This window comes from Tunturiibacter psychrotolerans, from assembly GCF_051013365.1.
In the GTDB taxonomy this organism is placed as follows: Bacteria; Acidobacteriota; Terriglobia; order Terriglobales; family Acidobacteriaceae; genus Edaphobacter; species Edaphobacter psychrotolerans_A.
Genome location: NZ_CP132941.1, coordinates 464,326 through 489,056 on the forward strand (window position 1 = coordinate 464,326; position 24,731 = coordinate 489,056).

The 24,731-nt window shown below is 54.4% G+C and carries 18 protein-coding genes; 12 read left to right on the forward strand and 6 right to left on the reverse strand.

The features are described 5' to 3' along the window. Positions 1 to 88 precede the first annotated feature (88 nt). Positions 89 to 886: an HD domain-containing protein gene (locus tag RBB76_RS01875; protein WP_429633194.1), complete on the forward strand. Its 798-nt coding sequence runs from the start codon at positions 89 to 91 to the stop codon at positions 884 to 886. A 62-nt stretch (positions 887 to 948) separates the two neighbouring features. Here RBB76_RS01875 and RBB76_RS01880 read toward each other — a convergent pair whose 3' ends face one another. Further along, a complete protein-coding gene (locus RBB76_RS01880) occupies positions 949 to 1,287 on the reverse strand; it encodes a hypothetical protein (RefSeq protein WP_429633192.1) in 339 nt (112 codons plus the stop codon). Between RBB76_RS01880 and RBB76_RS01885 the strand changes: the two genes are divergently transcribed. Next, positions 1,277 to 1,738: a cupin domain-containing protein gene (locus RBB76_RS01885; RefSeq protein ID WP_429633190.1), complete on the forward strand. Its 462-nt coding sequence runs from the start codon at positions 1,277 to 1,279 to the stop codon at positions 1,736 to 1,738. The two genes, RBB76_RS01880 and RBB76_RS01885, sit on opposite strands and share 11 nt — an antisense overlap. Positions 1,739 to 1,998: 260 nt before the next feature. Here RBB76_RS01885 and RBB76_RS01890 read toward each other — a convergent pair whose 3' ends face one another. The 4 genes from RBB76_RS01890 to RBB76_RS01905 form a co-directional block, all read right to left on the reverse strand. Beyond that, entirely contained in the window at positions 1,999 to 3,330 is a 1,332-nt protein-coding gene (locus RBB76_RS01890) for a TolC family protein (RefSeq protein WP_429633188.1), read from the reverse strand. 62 nt (positions 3,331 to 3,392) lie between these two features. Next, positions 3,393 to 6,629 carry an efflux RND transporter permease subunit gene (locus RBB76_RS01895; RefSeq protein ID WP_429633186.1) on the reverse strand — a complete coding sequence of 1,079 codons (3,237 nt, stop codon included), beginning with the start codon at positions 6,627 to 6,629 and terminating at the stop codon, positions 3,393 to 3,395. Next, complete coding sequence (locus tag RBB76_RS01900; protein ID WP_429633184.1) at positions 6,629 to 7,777, reverse strand: efflux RND transporter periplasmic adaptor subunit; 1,149 nt, start codon at positions 7,775 to 7,777, stop codon at positions 6,629 to 6,631. Before RBB76_RS01900 ends, RBB76_RS01895 begins: the two co-directional genes overlap by 1 nt. Before the next feature lie 370 nt (positions 7,778 to 8,147). Then, entirely contained in the window at positions 8,148 to 8,777 is a 630-nt protein-coding gene (locus RBB76_RS01905) for a response regulator (protein WP_183976477.1), read from the reverse strand. 279 nt (positions 8,778 to 9,056) lie between these two features. Here RBB76_RS01905 and RBB76_RS01910 point away from each other — a divergent pair, with 279 nt between their 5' ends. The 6 genes from RBB76_RS01910 (at position 9,057) to RBB76_RS01935 (ending at position 15,511) form a co-directional block, all read left to right on the forward strand. After that, positions 9,057 to 9,425, forward strand: coding sequence for a hypothetical protein (locus RBB76_RS01910; protein ID WP_429633181.1), 369 nt, complete (start codon positions 9,057 to 9,059; stop codon positions 9,423 to 9,425). Between the two features lie 370 nt (positions 9,426 to 9,795). Next, positions 9,796 to 10,368 (forward strand): RNA polymerase sigma factor, encoded by a 573-nt coding sequence (locus tag RBB76_RS01915; RefSeq protein WP_429633179.1) that lies wholly within the window; start codon positions 9,796 to 9,798, stop codon positions 10,366 to 10,368. Between the two features lie 102 nt (positions 10,369 to 10,470). Further along, positions 10,471 to 11,961, forward strand: a complete 1,491-nt coding sequence (locus RBB76_RS01920; protein WP_429633177.1) for a TolC family protein — start codon at positions 10,471 to 10,473, stop codon at positions 11,959 to 11,961. Further along, positions 11,961 to 12,227 (forward strand): YtcA family lipoprotein, encoded by a 267-nt coding sequence (locus RBB76_RS01925; protein WP_429633220.1) that lies wholly within the window; start codon positions 11,961 to 11,963, stop codon positions 12,225 to 12,227. Before RBB76_RS01920 ends, RBB76_RS01925 begins: the two co-directional genes overlap by 1 nt. Positions 12,228 to 12,235: 8 nt before the next feature. Continuing rightward, positions 12,236 to 13,435: a biotin/lipoyl-binding protein gene (locus tag RBB76_RS01930; RefSeq protein WP_429633175.1), complete on the forward strand. Its 1,200-nt coding sequence runs from the start codon at positions 12,236 to 12,238 to the stop codon at positions 13,433 to 13,435. A gap of 3 nt (positions 13,436 to 13,438) precedes the next feature. Then, positions 13,439 to 15,511: an FUSC family protein gene (locus RBB76_RS01935; protein ID WP_429633173.1), complete on the forward strand. Its 2,073-nt coding sequence runs from the start codon at positions 13,439 to 13,441 to the stop codon at positions 15,509 to 15,511. Positions 15,512 to 15,537: 26 nt separating this feature from the next. Here RBB76_RS01935 and RBB76_RS01940 read toward each other — a convergent pair whose 3' ends face one another. Beyond that, positions 15,538 to 17,358, reverse strand: a complete 1,821-nt coding sequence (locus RBB76_RS01940) for a glycoside hydrolase family 9 protein (protein WP_429633171.1) — start codon at positions 17,356 to 17,358, stop codon at positions 15,538 to 15,540. 279 nt (positions 17,359 to 17,637) lie between these two features. Here RBB76_RS01940 and RBB76_RS01945 point away from each other — a divergent pair, with 279 nt between their 5' ends. The 4 genes from RBB76_RS01945 to RBB76_RS01960 all read left to right on the forward strand — a co-directional run bounded on the left by RBB76_RS01945 (position 17,638) and on the right by RBB76_RS01960 (position 24,722). Beyond that, positions 17,638 to 18,414 carry a GntR family transcriptional regulator gene (locus RBB76_RS01945; RefSeq protein ID WP_429633169.1) on the forward strand — a complete coding sequence of 259 codons (777 nt, stop codon included), beginning with the start codon at positions 17,638 to 17,640 and terminating at the stop codon, positions 18,412 to 18,414. A 484-nt stretch (positions 18,415 to 18,898) separates the two neighbouring features. Continuing rightward, positions 18,899 to 22,156 carry a carboxypeptidase regulatory-like domain-containing protein gene (locus tag RBB76_RS01950; protein WP_429633167.1) on the forward strand — a complete coding sequence of 1,086 codons (3,258 nt, stop codon included), beginning with the start codon at positions 18,899 to 18,901 and terminating at the stop codon, positions 22,154 to 22,156. A 143-nt stretch (positions 22,157 to 22,299) separates the two neighbouring features. Further along, the gene (locus RBB76_RS01955) at positions 22,300 to 23,484 is read left to right on the forward strand and encodes a glycoside hydrolase family 18 protein (protein WP_429633165.1); all 1,185 of its coding nucleotides are present in this window, start codon (positions 22,300 to 22,302) and stop codon (positions 23,482 to 23,484) included. Beyond that, complete coding sequence (locus tag RBB76_RS01960; protein ID WP_429633163.1) at positions 23,481 to 24,722, forward strand: DUF5009 domain-containing protein; 1,242 nt, start codon at positions 23,481 to 23,483, stop codon at positions 24,720 to 24,722. The genes RBB76_RS01955 and RBB76_RS01960 overlap by 4 nt, the downstream gene beginning before the upstream one ends. The last annotated feature ends 9 nt before the right edge of the window (positions 24,723 to 24,731 follow it).

Consider the following 24,731-nt stretch of genomic DNA (forward strand, 5'->3'; position numbering starts at 1 on the left):
AAAGTGTCGGAAGGATGTCGTGGCGACCTTCGGGTATCAAGTTTAAGCTGGTTTTTGTAGTAAGAGCATCCGCTTAGGAGATAAACCGATGACCAAGCAATCCGTTTCCAATAGTTCGGCTGTGCCTGAAGCAATTGCGACCGGCAATTCACCAGCCAAAATCGTAAAGTCAGAAACCGCTGATGCGAGACCCACATTTCGACATCCGAGAGTAATTCTGCCCGTCCCTACGCCTCAGGAAAAATTCCAGCATGCTCAGCCGGGAGTTCCCGATACGCAGCTGACTCGCGAAGCGACCGGACTCCTTCATGAATTCAGTACGCAGCTGCTTTTCAACCATTCTCATCGCGTGTTCTTCTGGGCGAATGAGCTTGGCCGTCAGACGGGCCAGCACTACGACCAGGAGTTGCTCTTCGTCTGTGCTGCATTTCACGACATGGGACTTCTCAAGAAGTTCTCAAGCGCCGAGGATCGGTTTGAGGTCGACGGTGCGAATGCCGTCCGGCAGTTCCTTGAGCATCATAACGTGCCGGCAGCGCGCATTCAGGTGGCATGGGATGCGATCTCTTTGCACACAACACCGGGGATAGTGCAGTACAAGCCGATCGAAGTCGAACTGCTCTACAACGGGGTTGGCCTCGACGTCCTTGGCATCGGCTATGAAACTTTCCCCGAGGATCTGCGGAAGACAATCGTCGCCCAGTATCCTCGCGTGAACTTCAAGCAGGATATTGCCAACGCATTCCTTGGTGGCTTTGAACATAAGACGCAGACAGCTGAAGGCACCTGCAACGAAGATATCTGCTCGCATTTCATTCGCAATTACAAGCGGAGCAACTTCTACGAGCAGATACAGAACTCGCCTTTTCAGAACTCGCAGCTCTGACAGAGTCGGGCCGATAGAAGGGGGTGGTGAGCCAATGGCTGTTCTCTTTTTCCAGGGACCAGTCATTCCAGAAATCCCGTTATGGCCGGTAAAGCGCCTGGCGGGGTGACTTCAGAACATATTTCAGCTTCGAATTGAACGACGCTGGCCGGATTGTTCGGCTCGATATCGGGCAGGTCGAACTTGCCCCCCGGCGCACAACCGTAGGGATCACCAAGCGTCAGCATGGTATTTGCATCGCGCAAAAGACCGATGAAAATATGGTATGCGAGTTGCCGGGTGTTCTTTACGTGACGGGCGACGGTTCGCGTAGCGTATGGCGCGTCTCTTACACCGGCAAATAGCGAACATTCGGTTATCCCAAATAAAACCAAGTCAGGAGGAAGAAAAATGATTTGCAAATATCGTAAGCTGGGCTTGGCAGCTGTGCTCGTTGGAGCAACTATCGCGACGGTACTTGCTCAGGATGCTGCTGTGCGCGTTGCGAGTGGCCAACGCGAGATCCTTTTACAGGCTGACCAATCGTGGAATGGTAAACCGTACACGCACTATCCCACAGGCCAACCGCAACTCACAACGATCAAGTTGACGATTGCGCCGCATACGGCGTTGCCATGGCACACTCATCCATTTCCGAATGTAGTTTATGTGCTGTCGGGAACCCTGACGTTGCACGACAAGGCAAGCGGCAAGACACTGGTCGTTCATCAGGGACAAGCTGCTGGGGAGTCAATCGACGATGTTCATCGCGGAGAAACAGGCGACGAACCCACGGTGCTGCTCATCACCTATGCCGGTACTCCAGGAGTTCCAACCTCAGTTCCAGCAAAGGGCGAGCAGGCGGAGTATTGAACTTTGATGGAATGAGTTCCCTGGTGGCGAAGATTTTATTTTGCTGTGGCTTTTATGGTGTTTTGCAGGGGTTTTTCACGATTTCCTGCTACAAATCGTGGTGAAAACGTGGTGTGAGTGTGGTGAATTGCGTGGTAAACGTGGTTTTCTGACATCCAATTTTTGGGGCGCAAAAAATGCGCCATGTTTTTCAACTTTATTTTTGGCCCTTCGCGTGGCATTCGCGTCGCAATTGATGCCACCCGTTCGACCTCGGATGGCTACGGGATCAGTTCGGTGGCGGTGGCGAAGCTTAGCTGGTGGATCGCCATCCACGTCTGGGAGTAGGCGTTGAGGGCGTCCGCCGTGACCGAACGTGATTCGCGCAGGGCGTCGAGATAGTCGATCAGGGCGAGACCACCGTGTTGGTAACTGAACTGCGCGATGTCGAGAACGTCCTTCGCTTCGTCGAGGTAGTGGCCGTTGTAGCGATCAGAGAGCACTCTGGCGTTGAAGTATCCGGAGTACGCCTGGTCGACGTCGGAGATGACCTGGTTGTGGGCGGCGGTTACGGAAAAGCGGCTTGCCTGCGAGGTGAACTTGGCGGTTTCCTTATTGCCCTGATTGCGGTCAAAGATGCGGATCGGAATGTTGAAGACGAAGCCGACGGAGTTGTCGGCGGCGGTGTTGTCGGGGAGGCCGTTTTCTCCGTTGTGGTTGTAGTCGGCCTCTAAGGTTGGGTCAGCGGTACCGTTGGCGTAAGCAAGCTTGACACTGGCGTCCGCAACGGCAACCGCGGCAACGGCTGCCTTGAGGTCGGGCCGTGCAGCCAGGCCTTTCAGTTCGAGGTCTTCCATGGTTAAGGAGACAGGAGGGGGAACGACGTCGCCGATCACGTCGAAGTCGGTACGCGGCTTGTCGTAGCCTAGGAGGACCTGAAGCTGGTCGGAGGCCTGCTGGGCGGCTGTGACAGCGTTGGATTCATCGGTTTCAAACTGGGCGAGCTGCAGGTCGAGGCGCTCGAAGTCGAGCTTGGCAATGTCGCCGGCCATATAGCGGTCGTGGCTGATCTGCAGTTCCCGCCTATAGTCGGCGAGGTTGTCGTCTGCGAGTTTTTTAGCGGCTTTGGCGATGACGAAGTTAGTGAACGCCTGGTGGACGGCGAGAATGGTCTGCTGGATGGTGAGCTGGAGTTGGGCGTCTGTCTGCACAGTGGTGGAGCGGGCGACATCGAGGCGCCAGCGGCGTTTTTGTCCGCGCTCGAAGAGGCGGCCAACGCCGAGGGTAAAGTTATAGGGATTAGTGTTGCTGTCAGTCTCGGTGAGGTTTCCACCGGAAGCGGTGAAGTACGGATTGGCGCGAACACCGGCCTGGATCTCCTGAGCTTTGACAGAGAGCAGGTTCTGCTGGGCGGCGAGTAGAGTCGGATTCTTGGCACGTGCCAGATCGACAGCCTGCTGCATAGTGATCGCGTTGGGCGAGGCGGGAGGCTGCGGAGTTTGAGCGAAGACGGCGCAAGGCAGAAACAGAATGCAGGCAGCGGCGAGGAGGCTCCGGTGTCTTGTATCCGATTTTGCGATCATGGATTTTGCGAACATCGATTTTGCGAACATGGAACCTCCTTCCGTGGCTTGGGTGAGAGTCATTGAAGATCGGCCTGCGCGGTTAGACAGCATTAGTTCTCGAACTCCGTCTCGGGTGTGGGCAGAACGTCGTCCGGTCTTGCGATCCAGACGTACAAAGTGGGAAGAAGAAAGACGCTAATCATCAGCGCGCCAATAAGTCCGCCAACGATAACCATGGCGAAGGGTCGCTGCGAATCTGACCCGATGCCGTGCGAGGTTGCAGCGGGGAGAAGACCCAGGGTGGCGACGAGCATGGTCATCATGATGGGACGAAGGCGGAGTACGGCGCCTTCGATGGCGGACTCTTCGATGGAGTGGCCGCGAACGCGCATCTGGTTGATGTATTCCAACATGATGACGCCGGTCTGCACGGAGACACCGAAGAGCGCGAGGAAGCCGACGCCGGATGAGACGCTGAAGTTGGTGTGAGTGATAAGAAGTGCAAGTAGTCCGCCGACCGGAGCCATGGAGACGTTGATGAGAATGAGGCCTGCCCATTTGCCGGAGTGGAACATGGAGTAAAGAATGATGAAGATGAGCAGGATAGTAATGGGGAGCACCAGCATAAGACGGCGTGATGAGCGCTTCTGGCTCTCGTATTCGCCGGCCCAGTCGGTCTTGTAGCCGGGAGGGAGTTTGACCTGCTCGTTGACCTTGCTGATGGCCTCTTCGACCGTGCTGCCAAGGTCGCGGTCGCGAACGCTGTATTTGATCGCAACGAAACGCTGCCCTGCCTCTCGGCTGATGGTCTCAGCGCCGTCCTCCATCTTTACTTTGGTCAACTGGGCCAGCGAAACGCGCTCGCCAGATGGGGAGAGCAGACGGATCTTGTCGATCGCGTCCTGAGTGTCGCGGTATTGCTGGGGATAACGGACGACAAGGTCGTAACGCGCTTCGCCTTGCAATACCTGGGTCACCGCGTTACCACCTACTGCGGTCTGGATAGCGTCCTGGATATCCGCAACGTTGATTCCAAATCGAGCGGCGGCGAGGCGATCGACGGAGTAGTTCAGGTTAGGCTGGCCGATGACGCGGAAGAGACCGAGATCCTGGACGCCCTTGATCTTGCTCATGATGGAGACGATCTGATCTCCCAGCTGTTCGAGGGTTTTGAGGTCGTCTCCATAGATTTTGACGGCCAGCTCACCCTTGACACCGCTGACGGCCTCTTCGACGTTGTCGGAGATGGGCTGGGAGAAGTTCCAGATGACGCCGGGGATCTTTTCGAGTTCGCGGTCCATCGCGCCGATCAACTCATCCTTGTTCTGTTTGAAGGGATGGCGCCATTCGGCTTTGGGTTTCAGGTCGACGAAATATTCGGTGTTGAAGAAGCCGGTGACGTCGGTGCCGTCATCGGGGCGTCCGGTCTGGCTGACAACTTTTGTCACCTCGGGAAAGGACGACAGAACGATACGAGCCTGATTCATGATGCGCAGGCTCTCGGTGGGGCCAGTGCTGGGAGCGAGAGTGCCACGAACCCAGATGGCACCTTCGTCGAGGTGGGGTAAGAACTCTGAACCGATGACACCGCTTAGACCGAGGAAGAGGGCTAGTGCGAGCGCGAAGCCTGCTCCGCTGAGAGTGACCCAGCGATGTTCGATGGCCCAACGCGCGGCATGGCGGTACCGGTCGGTGAGCCATGCCATGACCGGATTTTGCCACTCAGATGCGCCATTCGGGAACAGAAGACTCGACAGGACGGGCGCGATGACGATGGAGAAGATCAACGCACCTAAGAGTGCGAAGGCTACCGTCCAGGCCATGGGACGGAAGAGTCTGCCTTCGACAGCCTGCAACGTAAAGATAGGCAGGTAGGCCGTGATGATAATGCCAATCGCATAGAAGACCGGCCGCTGCACTTCGTGAGCAGCCTCACGAATCTGTTCGGCTGGAGAGAGAGTGTCTTTGCGCTGGTGGCTGAGGTGCCGGACGATGTTCTCCACCATAACGACGGCACCGTCGACGACCATGCCGAAGTCGAGTGCACCGAGAGAGAGCAGGTTGGCGGGGATGTGACGGAGGTCGAGGCAGATGGAGGCAAACAGCAGAGAGAACGGGATGGTCAGCGAGACAATGAGAGCGCCGCGAACATTTCCTAAAAAGAGGAAGAGGATGATGATGACGAGGATGATGCCTTCGGTGAGGTTATGCAGCACCGTGTGGGTGGTGTAGTGGAGAAGGTCGCTGCGGTCGAGGAAGGGTATAAGCTTTACGCCCGGAGGGAGGATGCGCGTGTTGAGTTCGTCGACCTTTTTGTGAATCCCTGCCAGAGCAAACTCGGAGTCGTCGCCCTTCTGGAGAGCTACGATTCCTTCGACGACATCGGGATCATCGATGATCTTGCCATCCTCGCGATTGATCGCGTGTTCGTCCTTCTCCTTTTTAGTGTGGTCGATACACGGGTCGCTGGCGGTAGAGGAGTTGGGAGGTTCTGGAAATGGCGTGCCTCCGAATCTGCATGATTTGCCGATTTGACCGAGGCGGATCTTGGGCCCCTGGGTGACGGTGGCGATATCTTTGACGCGGAGCGGGGTGCCGGATTGCGTCTTTAAGACGGTCTCCTCGATATCGTGGGTGCTTCTGTAGAGACCAACCTCACGGACGTTGATTTGCTGTTGGCCCTGTTCGATGAAGCTGCCGCCTGCGTTGGTGTTGTTGGCGGCGAGTTGTTGCTCAACCTGTCCGATGCTGAGTCCGTACGCGACGAGTTTGTCGGGATCAACGCGGACCTGGTACTCGCGTGTCATACCTCCGAAGCTGGAGACGTCGACGACACCGGGGACAGCTTTGAGTTGCTTCTCAATTGTCCAGTCCTGAAGCGACTTCAGGTCCATGTTGTCGTAGAGGGGGTTGGTGCTTCGCAGGGTGTACCAGTAGATCTGGCCGACGGGACTCCAGTCGGTACCGATCTGAGGTTGAAGGCCAGCGGGCAGGGTGACCTGAGTGAGCCTTTCGAGAACCTTTTCACGATTCCAGTCATTGACGGATTCGTCGTCGAAGATGAGAGTGAGGCTCGAGATGCCGGCAAGAGAGGTCGACCGCAGATGGGTCATGTGGGGAATGCCGGCCATCCCAATTTCAAGCGGGATCGTGACCTGCTGTTCAATTTCTTCCGCGGCGCGCCCGGGCCATTGCGTGATGATTTGGACGTAGTTGTTGGCAACGTCGGGATAGGCCTCGACGGGCAGGTTATGGAAGGAGACGATTCCCCAACCGAAGAGCAGGATGGTGAGACCGAGAACCATCCATCGATTGTTCAGTGCAAAGTCGACGAGACCTCGAATCATTACTGATCCGCCGTGTTCTGGAGAGCGAGGGCGTTGGTGACGACCTGCTGGCCCGCGTTAAGGCCGGAGATAATCTCCTGCATATTGTCCGGCAAGGATGAGCCTCCACGCACCAGTACCCGGCGGAACTTACCATCGCCGACCGGAGTGTAGACCCAGTCGCGGTCATGCAGATGGAGAACTGCGGTCGCAGGTACTTGCACGTGGGTCTCTGAGTTCTTCCCGTGAATGGTGACCGTGGCAAACATGCCGATGCGCATTAAGGTATTGGGATTTTCAACCTGGATGCGAACTTTTGCGGTGCGGATCTGCGGATCGAGGACGGCGCCAATGTCGCTGATCACGCCGGTGAGGACACGGTCCGGATAAGCGTTGAGGCGGATATCCGCCTTCTGTCCAAGATGCACTGTTGGGAGGTCGTTCTCGTAGACGTCGCAGATAATCCATACGTGCGAGAGATCGGCGATGGTGAAGGCGTTGGAGGAGCCAGCGAAGGTTACTCCGGCAGCGGCTGCGTTGGTGACGTTTTGAGCGATGATGAAGCCGGAGGCCGGAGCGTACACTTTGACCGTGGCGGCGGGGTGATCTTTGTCGACCCCTAGGACGCGGAGCTGCTCTTCTGAGGCTGTAAGCGCCGCCTTCGCGTCATCCTCGGCGTTCTGGGCGATCTCAACCTGACTGTTGGGAATAGCGCCTTTATCGTTGAGGAGCTTTGCCCGTTCGAACTGAACCTTGGCGAGGCGCTCGTCGTTGACCGCCTTCAGGTAGGAGCTAAAGGCGCCCGAGACGTCGGTGCTCTGAACATCCATGAGAAGCTGGCCTTTTTTTACATAGTCGCCGATGCGCGCGTGTACCTCAACGACACGGCCAGAGGCAATGGAGATTACGGGGATGGTGCGGGAGATATCGGGATTGACTGTGCCAGTGACCTGAATGGAGGATGCGGCAGCATAGTCCGTCGCAGCAACGAGCGTGAATTGATCCGGATGATCGACGTGAACCAGATTCGGGTCGGCGTCGGCTTGAACGACAGCAGTGGGAGGAGCTTCGCTTTTGGGATCGGACGGCTTGGCGTTGCAGCCTGACAGCAGGCAGGCGCCGAAGCAGAACAAGAGAGTGGCGAGGTGCCTGAAACTGATTGAACTCATCGTGTAAATTCTTTATCCCCTGTGAAATCAAGCGACAGATCTTCCATCTTTAGAGATTATCGGAAGCACGCAATCTGGGCGCGCTTGAATCAGCTAAAGCTGCATTTTTCCGGGATCACATGACATGCCTTTGCGTTATCTAACCCAAAGTCTATCGTTCGGTTGCTATTGCCACGTCAATTTTTTGACCGAAAACTGAATTGGTTTGATCTCCGTCTCTGGAATAAGATGCCTCGAATGTGAGAGAAAGACCTTCTGTGAGATTGCACTGTCAATCTTTGCGATCCTCCAAAGACAAGCAGCCATCGCATGAATGAAATGTTGACAGAGATATATTTATTCAGAGCCTATCCGGCCTCCCCGGCTGTGCTCAGATGTCGAGAAAGCCGCGCTTTAGCGCGATCATAACCGCGTGAGTCCGATCACTCGCGTCGAGCTTGGAAAGAATATTCTTAAGATGGCCCTTGACGGTGTGCTCGGAGATCGCAAGCCGCGCTGCAATCACTTTGTTAGAGCTACCCTTCGCTACGTCCCGCAACACTTCAATCTCCCGAGTAGTGAGGGTATCGTCGCCAGCATGCTCAGCCAGTTCCAGAGCTATCTCGGGTGGGATCCGCCTCATGCCCGCATGAGCGAGGCGAATGGTGTCAATTAACTCTGTCCGCAACATGCTTTTCAACAGGTAACCGACGGCGCCCGCCTTGAAAGCCCGCAGAGCCTGAATATCCCCCCCGTATGTCGTCAGGACGACAACGCGAGCATTGGGGAATTCCTTGCGGATGGCCGAGATCGCGTCGATGCCATTCGTCTTCGGCATCCTGATATCCATCAGGGTTACGTCAGGGCGATGAATTCGAAATGACGCAATCGCTTCCTCACCATCTGCTGCTTCGGCCACGACGGACATGTCGGGCTGCGCGTTGATGGCGCCCGAGATTCCAGCCCTGAGGAGGGGATGATCGTCGACGGTAAGGACCCTAATTGTACGTATCTCACTCATTGAGATCCTTCTGCTCCAACCGAACGTCCCTAGAACAGCGCATCCGCAAACGCTTGACCATTGGCCGATATGATTCGGCGGAGACGTCCCTAATTCTATCTCTGCGCCTGCGCTGGAGTGACATCAAGCTTCGAGATTCGCACAGTTTGGCTCTCCTGCGAGATGCCTGTAGTAAAAGACAAGTCCCCCCCGAAAGTGTTGCTTTTCACACCCCCTCTTCGGGTTTGCCAGGTTCCAACAGCACGACTAGCCTCGGCGACTGTGCAGAGACTCTTTTCGATGTTCCCGACGGGAGCGGCGGGGGTTGCGTTGATTCTTCTGCGAATCTCTGTGGCTGCAACCCTTCTTCTGATTATATTGCCGCAGGGAGGTCCAGCAGTTCCCATGTGGGAGTCTGCCGGCCTGGGTCTGCTGGGTATCGCAATCTGTCTTGGACTATTTACTCCCGTGTCTTCCATCGCATGCTGTCTGATTGAGACTGCGATGATGCTCGACGCGAAGGACCTCGACCTCATCCCTGTCATCTCATCGATTCTCGTTGCAGCTTCTCTGGGGCTGTTAGGCCCTGGAGCATACTCCCTTGATGCGCGCATGTTTGGCAGACGGCTGGTAGTTTCATCCTCCGACAAGACCATGAGCGGTAACTAAACAGATCTATCCGTAGTGCATGCAGTCTTGCGAGCACGCCACATTATTTTTTGGGTAACTTTAGTCCCCCTCGAAAGAGTAACGCCATAGGGGCACGATTTAGGCTATCGAGCGATTGATTTACGTCTTAGCTTGAGGTAGATCTTTCATCGCTTGGCGATCCTCAGGCTAACAGGTGATTTCAATGCACGCAGAACTCATAACTGGATCCCGAAGTGCACCGATGAACAGTCTCAATACCTAGATTATCCAACGAGTCTTGCATTGAAATGGCTTTTGTTTCTCACTCTCAGCCTCAACGACTCTGGCTCTAGAACTCTCACGGAAAGGTCTTCTAATGGACTCATACTTTTCACCAGGTACCCTCAGCATGCAAGCTATCCTCGAGACCTCGAATGATGAGATGTTGGTCGCCGCAGCGAAGACTGGAGAGCATCTAGCCTTCTCCGAGCTTTGGAATCGCCACTCAAAGAAAATCTTCAGCACAATGTATCGGATCACGAGAAACCGGCAAGACGCGGAAGATGCGCTTCAAGATGCTTTTTTGAAAGCCTATGTTCACCTGAAGAACTTTGATGGCCGATCGACCTTTTCCACCTGGCTTACGCGAATTGCCATCAACTCTGCGTTGATGATTTTGCGCCGGAAGCGCGCTCATCCCGAGATCTCGATGGATGGAGGGGTCGAGGGCGAGACGTGGCAGCATTGGGAGGTGGCCGATCGTCGGGTCAACACGGAAGAGCACTATGCGAGATCTGAAAGAGAACACCATCTGAAGCGTGCCATTCATCGGCTGCGGCCAGCGCTCCGCACCATCGTCGAAATTCAACAAGTACACGACAGCTCGATCAAAGAGATCGCCGAAATCGCGGGAATCTCCGTAGCCGCCACGAAATCGCGCTTGTTGCGTGCCAGAACGGTGCTTCGCCGCTCCCTCGGATGAGGTTGAGAAATCTTTCTCTAGCTAAGTAACGAGAGCGGTCTATTCATCTTTGTCCTGATATTTCTCTGTCCGGAACGAACTGGTAAACTTGACCATTCTCAGATGACGGACACGATACACCTTCTTTATAGATTCGGTCTCCGGCTGACATTTTTGTTTTTCTTTGTGTGTCTTTGGGCGCCGCAAAGAGGGCTGACGCAGTGTGCAGGAGCGGCATCAACGCCCCGCGCGGTGTCAGAGTGCGCGGCTCATTCCATTCCCTCGGGAAAGGTTGCAGTCCTCGATCCCAAGCGAGTCTATGCGCTTGCCGAACTAATCGATATAGCGGAACGGAATAACCCGCGCACTCGAATTGTGTGGGAACAAGCCAGGCAGCGGGCCGAACAGCTTGGAATCGAGAAAAGCGCCTATTACCCGGTGCTTGTTGGGCTCGCGATATTCGGAGATCAGCGAACAATTACACCGTTTCCTGAGTCACTCTTACCGCGCGGATATTCGACGGTCGAAATCCCGATCATCCAGCCTGAAGTCACGATGCAATATTTGCTCACCGACTTTGGCAAGCGGGGGGCTAACGTAGACGCTGCGAAGGCAGAAAAACTAGCCGCAGGAGCCAACTTCATCCAAGCGAACCAAGAGGTCGCTTTTCTTGTCGCCAGTGACTACTACAAGCTGCTCACCGCGGAGGAACGACTGCAGGCCGCGCAGGAGACGCTGAAGACTGCGCAGACTACCCAGGATGCAGCCGAACAGCAGCTGGCGAACGGACGCTCCACCTTACCTGACGTACTCCAAGCCCGTGCAGAGACCTCGCAGGCTGTATTCGACCTCGAGTCTGCGGACGGCGATGAAAAAATCTCACGAGTCACGCTTACAGAAGCAATCGGTGTGGAACCTTCTCCGGATATCACTATTGATTCGGAGAAGGATACTCCGTTGCCCGAATCGCTTACTCTTTCCATCGATGAGTTAATCGAGCGAGCCTTATCTGACCGCCCCGACTTGGCGGCACAGGCTGAGGACATTCGTGCAGCCGACGATGCGGTGCGGGCAGCGAAGGCGGAGTATCGCCCGAAGATTGTTCTATCGGGTTCGGCCGCACAGACTACGGTGTGGCCAACGGCGGACAATGGTGGGCTTGGCTACGCAAGCGTACCCACCTGGACCGCCGAGCTGGGTGTGGAATGGCGAATCTTCGATGGAGGAGCACGAAAAAACGGTGTGGCTATTGCCGAATCGAAAAGACGTGAGGCACAGGACGCAATGACTGAGAAACACGACCGGGCGACACGTGAAGTCTGGACAGCATTTATTGCTTTTCGTACCGCGTTGAGACAGGAACAAGCTGCCGTATCTTTGCTCGACTCTGCTAACAGTTCTTACTCCGCTTCTCTGGAAGCTTACAAATATGGTGTGAAAAATCTGGTCGATGTGGTGACTGCCGAAAGGCAGTTAGCACAGGCCAGGCTCTCTGGCGTCTCCGCGCGCTCTCAACTACTTCTGGAAGCAGTGGATCTAGAGTTTGTGACCGGAAATCTGCTGAGAACTAAATCGGCCGCGACGAAATTACATACACAGGATGGCCAGAAGTGATGATCATTAGAAGAAATTGTTCCGCTTCTCTGTTCGCAGTATGCTTGCTGTGCTCTGGGTGCAGCCATGCGCCATCCATCGACATTATTGGTTCCTTTTTTCCTGTCTGGATGCTCTGTTTAGCCATTGCGGTAGTCCTCGCGTTTGTTGTGCGTCACTTTCTGGTTCGATTCAAGTTGGATTCTGAGGTTGGTCCGGTCGCGCTCTTTTACCCCAGTGTCGTCATACTTTTCACAAGCCTGCTCTGGCTGATTTTTTTCCGGTAAGGAGGAATATGGAACAGGCTCCCGAAACTCTCAACCGTAAGCAGATTGGCCGCTGGATCGCTATCGGTGTTGTTGCGGCGGCAATTGTCGCACTAGGAGTTGTCATCCTTCAAACTGACGTTCATCCACGAACTGACGATGCTAGTGTAAGAGCGAATTACATCGAAATCGCTCCCGAAGTAAGTGGCAGACTGGTTGAATTACCGGTCAAAGACAACGCCTTCGTGAAGAAAGGCGATCTCCTGTTTGAGATCGATCCTCGTCCGTATGAGTACGCCCTGCAGCAGGCGTTATCTGATCAAGAGGCATTGGAGCAGCAGATCATCGATGCGAAACGAAGAATCGCGGCTCAAAACAGCGCAGCCGAAGCTGCTCTCGCGGGCGTGCACAGTTCGCGAACTGGCGTCAAAACCGCAGGGAGCACCATCGACGTGGCAAAGGCTACCGTCTCTCGAGCCCAAGCGACGGTAGCGGCAGCAGAGGCTCAGCTGAAGTTTGCAACAAACAATCTGCACCGCATAGAACCGCTGCTGCAAAAACAATATGTCACGGTGGAACAGATCGATCAGGCCAACACTGCAGTGCGGGTGGCTCAAGGAAACTACGATGAAGCCCAAGCTGCTCTTGCTCAGTCACAAGCTCAGCTCGCTCAATCGATTCTGCGTCAACAAGAAGCGGATTCGGCGGCTGCTGAGTCACAGGCGAAGCTGGGTCAGGCGATCCATACGATCGATACAGTTGACACGCTGATGTCCGAACGGCCAGGAAAAGCCGCCAAGGTAGATAGCGCGAGGCTCGATCTTGAACGCTGCCGCGTTGTCGCTCCCTTCAATGCCTATGTGAACAACATGAATATCTCAATCGGTGAGTATGCGCATCCCGGCACACCGCTGTTCACCTTGATTGACACCCGGACCTGGTGGGTTGTCGCCAACTATCGGGAGTCAAAGGTGAAGAACATTGCCATCGGATCCCATGTTGACGTGTATCTAATGGGGCATCCCGATCGAAGGTTCAATGGGATCGTTGAGAGCATCGGATACGGCGTCTTTCCGGAAGATGGAGCGGTCACTGGAGGACTACCCAATATCGAACGCACTTTGAACTGGGTCCATCTCTCCACAAGATTTCCTGTTCGCGTTCGAGTTCAGGATCCCGACCCCGATCTGTTTCGTATCGGTGCAACCGCACTGACGATCGTGAGATAGCAGATGGAGGACACATCTCTATCGGGGACGATCACGTCGATGAGGCGAAAGTTGTGGGACGATCTGCAACCCACGCCTGGGCGACTCAACAGCTCTCTGCGTATCCTACTTGCGACCGTCCTCGCTCTCATCCTCATGTTGACCTGGCGGATGCCGTCTATTTACATCGGCATGTACTTTATTTTTCTCGTCGGACGCGACAGCCCCACCATTTCTTTTCGGACCGGTGTGATTTCGTTGCTGACCGTAGCACTTTCGATTGCGGTTGAACTGGGAGTTGTTATTGTCAGCGACAACGATCCGATGGCCCGCGTACTTAGCGTCGCCATCGTTACCTTCATTGCGGGTGTGCTCGTGGCCTCTACCAACTTTCCCACTCTCGGATCAACCTGGGGGCTGATTTTCTGTACTGTGATCGGGTCTTGGGAAAATCATGCACCTGCGGACAAGTTGGTTAAGGGCTCGCTATGGCTTATCGCAACACTTTCAGTTTCGGTTGGCTGTGCTGTTCTGGTGGAGTATTTGTTCGGCGATCGCGATCCCGCTAAGAAGTTGGAAGCGGCCCGCGCAATACGTTATCAGGCTCTGGAGAAGATGTTCACGGTATACGCTCAAGGTGGGACCTCAGAGGAGCGAGCCGCAGCAGCAATCCCCGTCTCTCGCCTCGCGATAGCCGGTTCAAGCGGAATGCTGGAGCTATACAACAAAATTGCGGAGCGAGGTCTCGACGCCGGGACCCTCCCTCCGGGAACACGCTTGCGTGTCACGATGCAGGCCCAGCTCATGGATGTCGCCGCGGCGTTCGGCTTACAGAATACAGAGGAAGACAGTCCGGAGCTAAGACGACGGTGCGCAATTATCGCGGAACAATGTCGCGAACTGATTCCAGTTACCATTCCAAAAATTGAAAGCAGTTTGCGATTTATGCCGGAGAACTGCGTGACGTTGTTGGATCGAGTCGAAGCAGCTCTTCATTCGCTTCTGACCATGCCCACCGACGCCTCCCAAATGGGCAACAAAGAGCTAGTCGCGATGCCTGTAAGAAAGGCGCCATTTTTCATTCCGGGGGCGGTGGGCAGAAACGACACACTTGCATTCGGACTGAAGATCAGCCTGTGCGCAACCCTCTGTTATGTCATCTATAACGCCGTTGACTGGCCTGGGATCTCGACGGCGGTGATTACCGTTATCGTCACCGGGTTAAGTAGTAGCGGCGCAATAAAACAAAGACTCTTCTTCCGGTTAATAGGTTCAATCGTCGGCGGTCTCATCCTGGGTCTTGGAGCGATCTCGCTTCTCTTTCCGCACATGGATTCGATTACATCGCTGGTCGTTCTCGTCGGATTTGTTGCCTTCATCTCCGCTTGGACGGCTGCGGGCCCAAGGTTCAACTATGTCGGTTTACAGATGGCATTTTCGTTTTACCTTGTTGCCTTTGAAGATTTCAGTGCTCCCACGGAACTCGCCCCCGCTCGTGACCGTCTGATCGGCATACTCGTCGCCCTTCTCGTCATGTGGTTTGTCTTCGATCAGATCTGGCCAGTGCGCACTGTTACCGTCATGCGTCAGGGCCTGGCAGGAGTTCTCAAGACGGTTGCGAGTTTCCTCCGCCTCATCGAACCTCGTCCCGATCCAAAAGATCTGCTTCTGCAAGCCGATGCCCTGCGAGATCAGATCGGCAAGACTGTTGTATCGCTTCGATCAATGAACGACGCTGTGGACTACGAATTTGGAGTGGACCGGGAACAGCATGTCCGCACCAGCGAGATGATTCTTCGAACGGCTCTCACTGCAGGAGCGCTCTTTTGGAATCAGTTTGCGATTCTTTACAGTGAAGCAGACAAAGACTTTCTTACCGAACCTGACCTCATCGAAATGCGCCGAAAACTTGCGGAGTATGTTGATGGAATGGCCGAAGGAGTCGTGAAAAAGACGGTTCCCCCAACGATTCCCGCGACTGCTTTCCTGCCTCCCGCGATGCTTGATGACCCGCGGTATGGGGAATATTCTCGCAATACGATCGCGCGGTTCGAAGAGCTTCAATCGTTCGCGTTAATGCTTAGCCATGAAGCGTAGTACTTCTGAATCCAAGGTTCTTAGACTCAAGAGTGTGGCAGGCTGACAGCGTAGAGATACCAGGCCGCATGTGGCAGCCACTGCTCTGTCCAACGCCAGTCTTCATCTTTGCCCGTCACGGCATATCCCTCGTTGAAAGCGATCCCATCTTCATTGTCGATTGCCGCGGTTATTCCATTGAGGATAGAGCCCGGCGCGCTCGTGTATTTATAAGAGCGAAAAAACATATACGGTGCGTTCCCATGACCGCTCCCCATGAGCATGCTTGCGTCAAAGGGGTTTCGACCGAGAATCCAGTGCAACTGATTCCACGCGTACTCCTGGAGTTGCGATTGGAAAGCTGGATCGTCGTCAAAGAGCGGGGCCGCCATGCGCGCAGCGGCCGCCAGCGAGGCTAATCGAGCGTCCTCTCCTTGCCACCATGGTGCAGCCTCCGTATCGTGCGGGAAGAAAAATGCACTGCGAACTTTACCGTCGCCCATCCGCACCAGTTGTCTCGCATACCCAAACGGATTGTTAACTTCGGCGGTTACGGAAAGTTCGAACCGCAGCGACCGTTCCACTGCGTCGCGAACTTGCTTTTGTGAGGTGGGAGCTGCGATCTGTGCGTACTCAATCAAGCTGACGACCGGCAAGCCTGCATCGGACGGATGGAAGTAGGGCCTCGATCCATCATCCGCCCGCCAAAAGTTGCGATGTCCCTCGGCAGTCGATAATCGCTCCATTAGATGCACAGCTCTTCGATCGGCCGCTACACGATAGGACTCCCGCTTCGTTGCTCGGTACAACTCCGTAGCCGCCATCAGCGCGCAGTAATCATCGAGAATATTTTCCTTTCCGTCATTGAGTAACTCGCGATTGTGCCCATCGAGAAACTGAAACGCTTCCTCGGCAGCGCGAAGATAGGTGGTGCGAGGCAGCTCTCCGTCAATCGGCATGGTGCTAGCGAGGGCAAGAGCCGCGATGGCCATACCTCCTCCTGCACGAAAGCTCGCCTCGTAAGCATGGGGTCCCTCAGCGCTTTGTATATGTTCCGTTGAATCTGAGGCATTCTTCTTGATCTGTGTTCGCCAGTTGGGATTGCCGATGGCACGATCCTGCGGGAGCTTGTCTTTTCCGGGTGCAGTAATGCTTTCGAAGAAGGAGCCATCCGGTCGTTTGATCCGAACGAGAAAGTCGGCGCCAAAGAGTCCCTCATCCAGCAGTCGCCGCAGGTATTCGCTGAAGTTGTCGTCATGTCGTGCTTCGAGAACTCGATAGCTTTTCAACAAGCTCCACGCGACCAACGGCACCTGTTGAGGGTTGAAGTAAGAGGTAGGATTTTGATGGGAGAGATGGATGCCGTAATCGCCAGTCGCGTCGTACCATCCGCCATGAACATCCACGAAACCTGTCTGACCGGCCGGAAGGGGCAGATGCCGATCCGCTTGATCCATCAGACCGCTGGCACGTTGTCCCTTGAAGTAGTAAACAACATTCGAAAGCGTACTTCGTTCGAGAAGATCGTCATCAATATCGAAAGGGCAGGAACGTATCTTTCCTGAGTTCGACTCGACCTGAACTGCGTAGTGGCCAGTGGTATGCCATGAGGAAAAGTCTGCGGTCCAGAAGACGCGGCCACCCCATGAATCGACCTGACCATTCGGAACCAAGCTTCCTGTCAACACAATCTTGCCGGTTGCGGAATCGACCAGTGAAAATTTATCCGGGCGATCCTGCTCGGTCCCAACTACGATTGCGTGCTTGAGCGAGCGAGTCTCGTAGCCGACTTGGTCGACGACGACGGTCAACTGTCCCAAAGCTACCGAAGTCAATGCCCATATGAAGCAGCTGGCCAAAACCTTCATTCCTAGATGTCTAATTCTGCACCTCGAAGACAGTATGAGATACGGACAAATACGCTCGAGGAAATCTCCATCCCGCGTTTCAGAAATCTCATTGCTTGCACCTGTCTGGACGACTATACTCATTCGCTAATATTCAAACAAGTCAAAGACAGCCGGCTGTTCACCGCGCGAATTCCCCGGTGACACTGAAATGCTCTTGACGAACTAATAAGTTTCGCCTGCGAATCGGCCAATTTCTTGTTTAACGAAACGGCAAACGAACTACCCCGGGGAGATAGAGTGGAAAACAACGACGTCCAATCCCCTTTGTCCGCGCTGTCGCTCGACAAGGACGGATTTATCCCGCTTTACTATCAGATTCAGCAGGCCTTGATAGAACAGATCCAAACGGGCAAGTTGCTGGTAGGCGATTGCCTTCCTTCGGAATATGAATTGGCGCGGTCCTATCAGGTAAGCCGAATGACCGCTCGGCAGGCCCTGCATAATCTGAAGAGTCGAGGTTATGCACTCAGCCAAAAAGGGCGAGGCACCTATGTCACGCGACCTAAGCTAGAGAAGAACATCATGCACCTCCGAGGTTTCACGGAGGACATGAAGCAGCGCGGAATGATGCCAAGTTCACGTCTACTCGCACAAACTGTACTGTCGGCGAAGGGCGTTCTTTCAGAACAGCTTCGAGTTGAAGAAGGTTCCCCGGTTCTACAACTCCGTCGGCTGCGTATTGCGGATGGCACTCCGATGGCGCTTGAAGAGTCCAATATTCCTTTAAAGCATTATCCCGGACTTGAACGAACCGACTTCACGTCAGAGTCACTGTACAAAGTGCTTCGCGATAAATACGGTGTTCGCGCCGCTTGGGCTGATGAAGTACTCGAGGCCTCTCCTGCGACTAACGAAGAGTCCGAACTGCTTTCCATCCCTAAGAGCGCAATCATGCTATCCATCTCACGGATCATCATGACGACGGATGAGATACCAATTGAAGTTGCGTGTTCTCGTTACTATGGCAACCGATATCGCGCGTCGATCCGCGTCCCAACAACCACGATCGAGTAAACCGAAATCGAAACCATCACGTCATTGGATCTGGTTGAACCGCCGAGCTTTACCGGAGCGCTCCCGCAAAAACGATCAGCCTTCCAGAAGAGACGAATGGCGAGGATCAGCGCGTCTCGGACGCTTTCCGGCGTGACTTAGAAAATTTCTCTTGCACTTCAGTACAGTTGTCTATACGATCTGGCATCCGCACATTTCAATTTACGAATAAATTCTGCCTTCTTTCGACCGTGAATCAGAACGGGATTCTGCATTTCCAAGGAGTGGCCGTTGCCGTATTCCTAAAGGAAATTACACGACTAAGAACGATCGGACCTGTCCGTCCCATAGGTACGGACTACACGCGAAGCTAGGCTTGTCGAAGTTCTAACTTGATTGCAAACGCAAGATCTACGCAGTAAGCAGGATGGGCCAAGGGAAGCCAACCGCGAAACTCGCACAGACAAAGCAAATCGCTCTGCACTTTTTACTTTGGAGGAACGCAATGCACAAAGGACTCAAGCTCGGCTTCCGTTATCTTTCAGCGCTGATGCTGGTTATCGTGACCTGTATACCGGCATTCACGCAGACCATCACCGGCTCCATCACCGGTACCGTGACCGACCCCACCGGGGCAGTCGTAGCAGGCGCTAAAGTAACCGCTACCAATGTCCAAACAGGTGTGGCCACTCCGACTGTCACCAATCCCAGTGGCATTTACTCTCTCCATTTTTTGCAGATCGGACAATACAAGATCACCGTAGAATCCAGTAGTTTCGCTCCTCAAAGCACAAGCCCCTTTTCGCTTGAAGTTGATCAAGAAGCGAAAGTAAACGTAGCGTTGAAGGTTGGCGGAACAAATAGCAACGTCGTCGTTACCGACACTGCCCCCATTCTTAACACTGAAAATGCAACGACCGGCGACACGATTACTGCAGCCGCCGCCACGGAACTGCCGTTGCAGAGTCGTAACTTCTCCACGCTTACTTTGTTAGTCGCTGGAGCCATCACTCCAAACCCTCAGGCGCTCGATAACGTAGGCCGCGGTCAGTATAACGGCGGCTTCAACGTCAACGGAAACCGCGAGCAGAGCAACAACTACACTCTCGATGGAGCGGATATTAATGAGGCGATCGATAACTACATCGGCTACAGCCCCAACGTTGACGCACTCGGCGAAGTCCGCATCATCACCGGCAACTCTACTGCTGAGTACGGCAACGCAAACGGCGGTCAGGTCGTGATGGTCACGAAGAGCGGAACCAATAAATTCCATGGCAACGCTTTCTTCTTCGGTGAAAACCAGAACCTGAACGCAAATACATGGGCTGCAAAGCTCACCGGCGCGCCACGTGCGCCATTCAACCGCGCCATCTTCGGCGGCACTCTCGGCGGTCCCATCTTCAAAGATAAGCTCTTCTTCTTCGTGGATTACCAGGGAGCTCGCCAGCACTTCTCCACCGTCGAACTCCGAACCGTCGTCTCTGCAGCAGATCGCACATTGCCCGGCATCACGAATCCCGCAGCAATCTATCTCTTCGCCCACCCAGAGCTTTATCCAGAACCCAATACCGTGACGGACACCTCCGTAAATTACGTCGGCTCTTCGGGCCAGGCCACCGTCAACAATCAAGGCGATTTCAAGATCGATTGGCGAGCGACTAACCGCGACACGATCTCTGGTCGCTTCTCCATCGGCCGCGAGAACGACGGCTACTCAAAGGTTGCTCTCCCTACCGATATCCCAACTAATAACAACGATCCCTACACCGGCTTCATCGTCAACTGGACCCACGAAATCTCGCCCAGCATTGTCAACGAAGCGCGCGCCGGATATGGCCGCACTCGTTACATTCAAACTCCAACCGACGTCTCTGGCAATTGGGGTCTCACTGGCAACGCCAAACTTGGTATACCTGGCACCCAACTTGTTCCCGGCTTCAGCACCCTCGTCATAGGCAATGGCGATAACTCAGGCACAGTCGATGACATTGGCGCTCCGTTTGGTCAAGATGGGAATGGCTCCTACGGCGGTATCAATAGCGACAGCATCGTCAATGCCTATACCTATGGCGATAATCTCACCTGGCAACACGGCAAACAGACACTGAAGTTCGGCGCTCAGGTGCTTCGCTACCAGGAGAACCGCTACTACTCGGGCAACGATGGATCACTAGGCTGGTTCGGCTTCAATGGCAAAGTTACTGATTTCTTGAGCGACAACGTAACCTCCGAAGGTCAGGGCGCTCTAACCGGTCGCTGGGGACAACGCCAGTATCGTCCCGCTTTCTTCGCGCAGGATGACATCAAACTGAGCTCTAACCTGACAATCAATCTAGGCCTGCGGTGGGAGTACGATCAGCCCTACATCGAAGTCAATAACAAGCAGGCGAATATAAACATCACCACCGGCGTAATTACCAACGCAGGTGTGAACGGTGCACCGCGTGCCCTCTACAATGCCTACCACGCGGGTTTCATGCCGAGGTTAGGTTTCGCCTGGTCACCGGAATCCTTCCACGATAAGTTTGTACTTCGAGGCGGCTACGGCATTACCAACTTCCTGGAGGGAACGGGGGCCAATCTGCGGCTCACACTTAACCCACCATTCTTCGTCGATGCTTCCTGCAACAACAGCTTGCCGTGCGCCAACGGAGCTCCCTTCCTCAGCATCACAAATGGCTTCTATCGTCCGTCCGACCCGTCTGTTTATGCTGGCAACGTGCGTGCATGGCAGCCGAATCTGAAGCCTGCCTTGATTCAGCAGTACAACCTTACTACCGAATATCAAGTAGACAACTTCACCTCCGTGACGGTCGCCTATCTAGGACAGAACGGAACTCACCTGGTGGATCCGCGTGAAGGAAACCAGCGCGCCTGCCTCACGTGCGATCTTCCTATTACAACTCTCTCTAAACTTAATCCGGCTCTGAGTCAGATTGCGAATATCAGCTATACCGAGTCGGAAGCTGTCATGAACTACAGCTCGTTGCAGGTAACCGGACGGCGTCGCCTCGACCACGGTCTCGAGTTCCTGGCTAACTGGACTTACAGCAAAGGACTCAGCAACAACCTTGGCTACTACGGAGCAGGCGGCGGTGCTGGCGACTCGCAAAGTGCGTACTGGCAGGATGCATATAACGGTGGCGCGGATTATGGTCCGACGTACTTCGATGCTACGCACAATGTCTCCATCTCTGGCTACTACGAGTTGCCTTTCGGTCGAGGACGCCAGTTCGGAGGTGGCATGAATCGCATTGCGGATGAGGTGGTTGGAGGCTGGAAAGTAGGTTCCATCATGAGCTTCCACACGGGCTTCCCCATTACCGTAAATTCAAATGCGTTCTATTCGGCAGCGGTGAACGCAAGAGCAGCTCGTGCTAACCACCTCCGTGCTCTTCATGTAAGGGGTCGTACAGAAACCAACTATTTTGGCACTGATCCTTCAGCTGGAACCTGCGCAAGCGACACGGACAACGGAACCTGTGCCTACCAAGAGCAAAGCGCTTCAAGCTTCGGCAACGCGTCCGTGGGTTCGGAACGTGATCCTGGATACCAGCAGATCGACCTCGCCCTGTCCAAGGACTTCGCGATCACCGAAGGAAGTCACATTGAATTCCGCAGCGACTTTCTGAACGCCTTCAACATGGTCAGCCTGGCCCCGCCGAGCAACAACGCCAGTCCTGGAAACAACTTCGGTCAGATCAGCAACACCGTCAACGAACCTCGCAATATCCAACTGGCACTCAAGTTTGTCTTCTAATCCCCGATCAGTGAGAACTTGGGACGGCGAAAGGTCTTTCGCCGTCCTTCTTTTTTCGGACGAGTAAACGAAAATAGATGCTGCGAGATCTTTCGTTGCCGGTAAAAATCAGTTGATTGACTCCCCAGCAAGAACAGGAATCCATGAAGCGTATTTCAAACTCCTTATTACTTCGCGTACTCTCTTCGTGCCTGGCTGTCCTTATTCTGTCTATGTGCTTCCCCCTTCATCTGCGAGCAGCGACATCTCCCGCACAGAAGAAGGAGATCATTGCATACATCTTTCCAAAGGGCAGAATCATCGCTCCGCAGGAAATATCCGCCACAAAATTGACGCGAATCAACTACGCCTTCGCCAATCTACAGAAGGGTGAGATCGTTGAAGGCTTCGCGCACGACGCAGAAAACTTCGCTGTGCTCAACTCTTTAAAACGAGACAACCCTTCTCTAACCGTACTGGTCTCGGTTGGTGGATGGACATGGTCCGGCGACTTTTCCGATATGGCTCTAACGAAGCAGAGTAGAAAGCTCTTCATCGAAAGCGCAGTTAAATTCGTCGAAAAATACGAGCTCGATGGTGTTGATATCGATTGGGAATACCCTGGAATGGTCGGCGATAATCATCGATTTCGTGCTGAAGACAAGCAGAACTACACACTTCTACTCAAAGAACTGAGAGCACGGTTCGATAAAGAACAAAAGAAACTCCATCGACATCTGGTTACGTCCATCGCGACCGGTGCCTCGACCGATTTCCTCGAGCATACCGAGATGGACAAAGTACAAAGATATGTGGACACGGTCAACCTGATGTCATACGACTACTACGTTCCGAGCTGGGACAAAACCACCGGACACCATGCACCGCTGTTCACCAACCCAGCCGATCCGAAAAAGATTTCTGCCGACCGCACTGTGCATGAATATGAAAACGCCGGCGTATCTCCCGAGAAACTTGTGCTTGGTCTGCCTTTCTACGGCAAGAGTTGGACGCAGGTTCCGGATCAGAACCACGGGCTGTTTCAACCTGGAAAGGAAGCACCTAACACCTATCTGCCATATAGTGCTTTGACCAGCCTGCAGAATAGCGGCTACACGCGCTACTGGGATTCGAACGCCTCTGCCCCATATCTTTACAATCACGACACCCAAACCTTCATATCGTATGACGACCCTGAATCATTAAAGAAGAAATGCGAGTACGTGATTGATCACAAGTTAGCCGGCGTCATGTTCTGGGAGTACACGGGTGATTCTGCCAACACTCTTCTTGGTGCGATCGATGTGTCCCTGCGACGCGACACCACAACAACTACGGAGACGCGATGAATCCAACGATGGAACTCCTCCAGGCGAATGCAACCAACACGATTCGCGCTCAACGCGTCGCGTCCATCGATATATTCCGCGGGCTAACGATGACCTTGATGATCTTTGTCAACGAACTGGCCGAGGTCAAGGGTCTCCCGTGGTGGAACTATCACGCTCCCGCAAAGGTCGATGCGATGACTTACGTAGATATGGTGTTCCCAGCCTTTCTATTCATCCTTGGGATGACGATCCCCATCGCCCTGGAACATCGACTCCGCAAAAATTCATCCGTTCCAGCTCTCTGGCTACATATCATCCTCCGCACCATCGCTTTGGTCGTCCTCGGACTTATTCTTGCGAACGCGGAGCTGGGAAGTCGAGCGCTCATGGGGATAGGTCCGATGCTGTGGACCATCCTCGCGCTCAGCGGTGCCGTCTTATTCTGGAACGTCTACCCACGCATGGACCGCTATTCGTCACACTTCCGAATTCTGCGATTCTCCGGCCTGGCACTGATGGTGGCAATGTTTGCCATCTTTCGCCGAACGACTCCCGACGGACATGCAGCATGGATTTCTTCGTCTTACCCCGAGATTCTAGGCCTGCTCGGGTGGACCTACCTCGCAGTCTCCATCCTGTACATCGCGACTCGACGATGGAGCTGGGCGCCGCTGGCGTGGTTTGCCACCATGACGATCCTGTGTATCGCGTCAACAGCGAAGTGGATTCCATTTCCGCGCCATCTTCCCCTCTACATCTGGCCATGGGGCAACGGTGCTATGGCTTCGATCGCCCTGGCCGGCGTCGTCACTTCGAGCATCTTTGTGAACAGCCACGGTCTCCGATGGAACACATTTCGGCAGAAGTCTACCGTCGCCATCCTCTTCAGTGTCGTCACGTTCTTCTGCGGATGGCTTCTGACTCCACTAGGCATCTCGAAGATCCGCGCCACTCCGACCTGGTGTCTCTACAGCATCGGCTGCAGCGTGCTACTGTTCACTCTTCTTTATTGGATCTGCGACGTCAGGCGAGCGGTACGCTGGGCCGTATTCGCACGCCCCGCGGGCGAGAACACACTCCTCACCTATCTGCTCCCAGACTTCTACTTCTTCATCGTCTCCGCTTGTGGCTTCACATACTTTGCAGAACACGCCAACTACGGTCTCCCCGGCGTACTGAGGTGCCTGATCTTCACAGGTCTGATTCTGGCGCTCTCTGCACTGCTCACGAGATGGAAGCTAAGACTGCAGATCTAGGCATCACGC

What these genes read in the sequence shown, in the direction of transcription:
- RBB76_RS01875 (WP_429633194.1), top strand. Translation starts at nt 89, where the DNA reads ATGACCAAGCAATCCGTTTCCAATAGTTCGGCTGTGCCTGAAGCAATT.
- RBB76_RS01885 (WP_429633190.1), top strand. Translation starts at nt 1,277, where the DNA reads ATGATTTGCAAATATCGTAAGCTGGGCTTGGCAGCTGTGCTCGTTGGA.
- RBB76_RS01890 (WP_429633188.1), bottom strand. Translation starts at nt 3,330, where the DNA reads ATGTTCGCAAAATCGATGTTCGCAAAATCCATGATCGCAAAATCGGAT.
- RBB76_RS01895 (WP_429633186.1), bottom strand. Translation starts at nt 6,629, where the DNA reads ATGATTCGAGGTCTCGTCGACTTTGCACTGAACAATCGATGGATGGTT.
- RBB76_RS01900 (WP_429633184.1), bottom strand. Translation starts at nt 7,777, where the DNA reads ATGAGTTCAATCAGTTTCAGGCACCTCGCCACTCTCTTGTTCTGCTTC.
- RBB76_RS01905 (WP_183976477.1), bottom strand. Translation starts at nt 8,777, where the DNA reads ATGAGTGAGATACGTACAATTAGGGTCCTTACCGTCGACGATCATCCC.
- RBB76_RS01910 (WP_429633181.1), top strand. Translation starts at nt 9,057, where the DNA reads ATGTTCCCGACGGGAGCGGCGGGGGTTGCGTTGATTCTTCTGCGAATC.
- RBB76_RS01915 (WP_429633179.1), top strand. Translation starts at nt 9,796, where the DNA reads ATGCAAGCTATCCTCGAGACCTCGAATGATGAGATGTTGGTCGCCGCA.
- RBB76_RS01920 (WP_429633177.1), top strand. Translation starts at nt 10,471, where the DNA reads ATGACGGACACGATACACCTTCTTTATAGATTCGGTCTCCGGCTGACA.
- RBB76_RS01925 (WP_429633220.1), top strand. Translation starts at nt 11,961, where the DNA reads ATGATCATTAGAAGAAATTGTTCCGCTTCTCTGTTCGCAGTATGCTTG.
- RBB76_RS01930 (WP_429633175.1), top strand. Translation starts at nt 12,236, where the DNA reads ATGGAACAGGCTCCCGAAACTCTCAACCGTAAGCAGATTGGCCGCTGG.
- RBB76_RS01935 (WP_429633173.1), top strand. Translation starts at nt 13,439, where the DNA reads ATGGAGGACACATCTCTATCGGGGACGATCACGTCGATGAGGCGAAAG.
- RBB76_RS01940 (WP_429633171.1), bottom strand. Translation starts at nt 17,358, where the DNA reads ATGAAGGTTTTGGCCAGCTGCTTCATATGGGCATTGACTTCGGTAGCT.
- RBB76_RS01950 (WP_429633167.1), top strand. Translation starts at nt 18,899, where the DNA reads ATGCACAAAGGACTCAAGCTCGGCTTCCGTTATCTTTCAGCGCTGATG.
- RBB76_RS01955 (WP_429633165.1), top strand. Translation starts at nt 22,300, where the DNA reads ATGAAGCGTATTTCAAACTCCTTATTACTTCGCGTACTCTCTTCGTGC.
- RBB76_RS01960 (WP_429633163.1), top strand. Translation starts at nt 23,481, where the DNA reads ATGAATCCAACGATGGAACTCCTCCAGGCGAATGCAACCAACACGATT.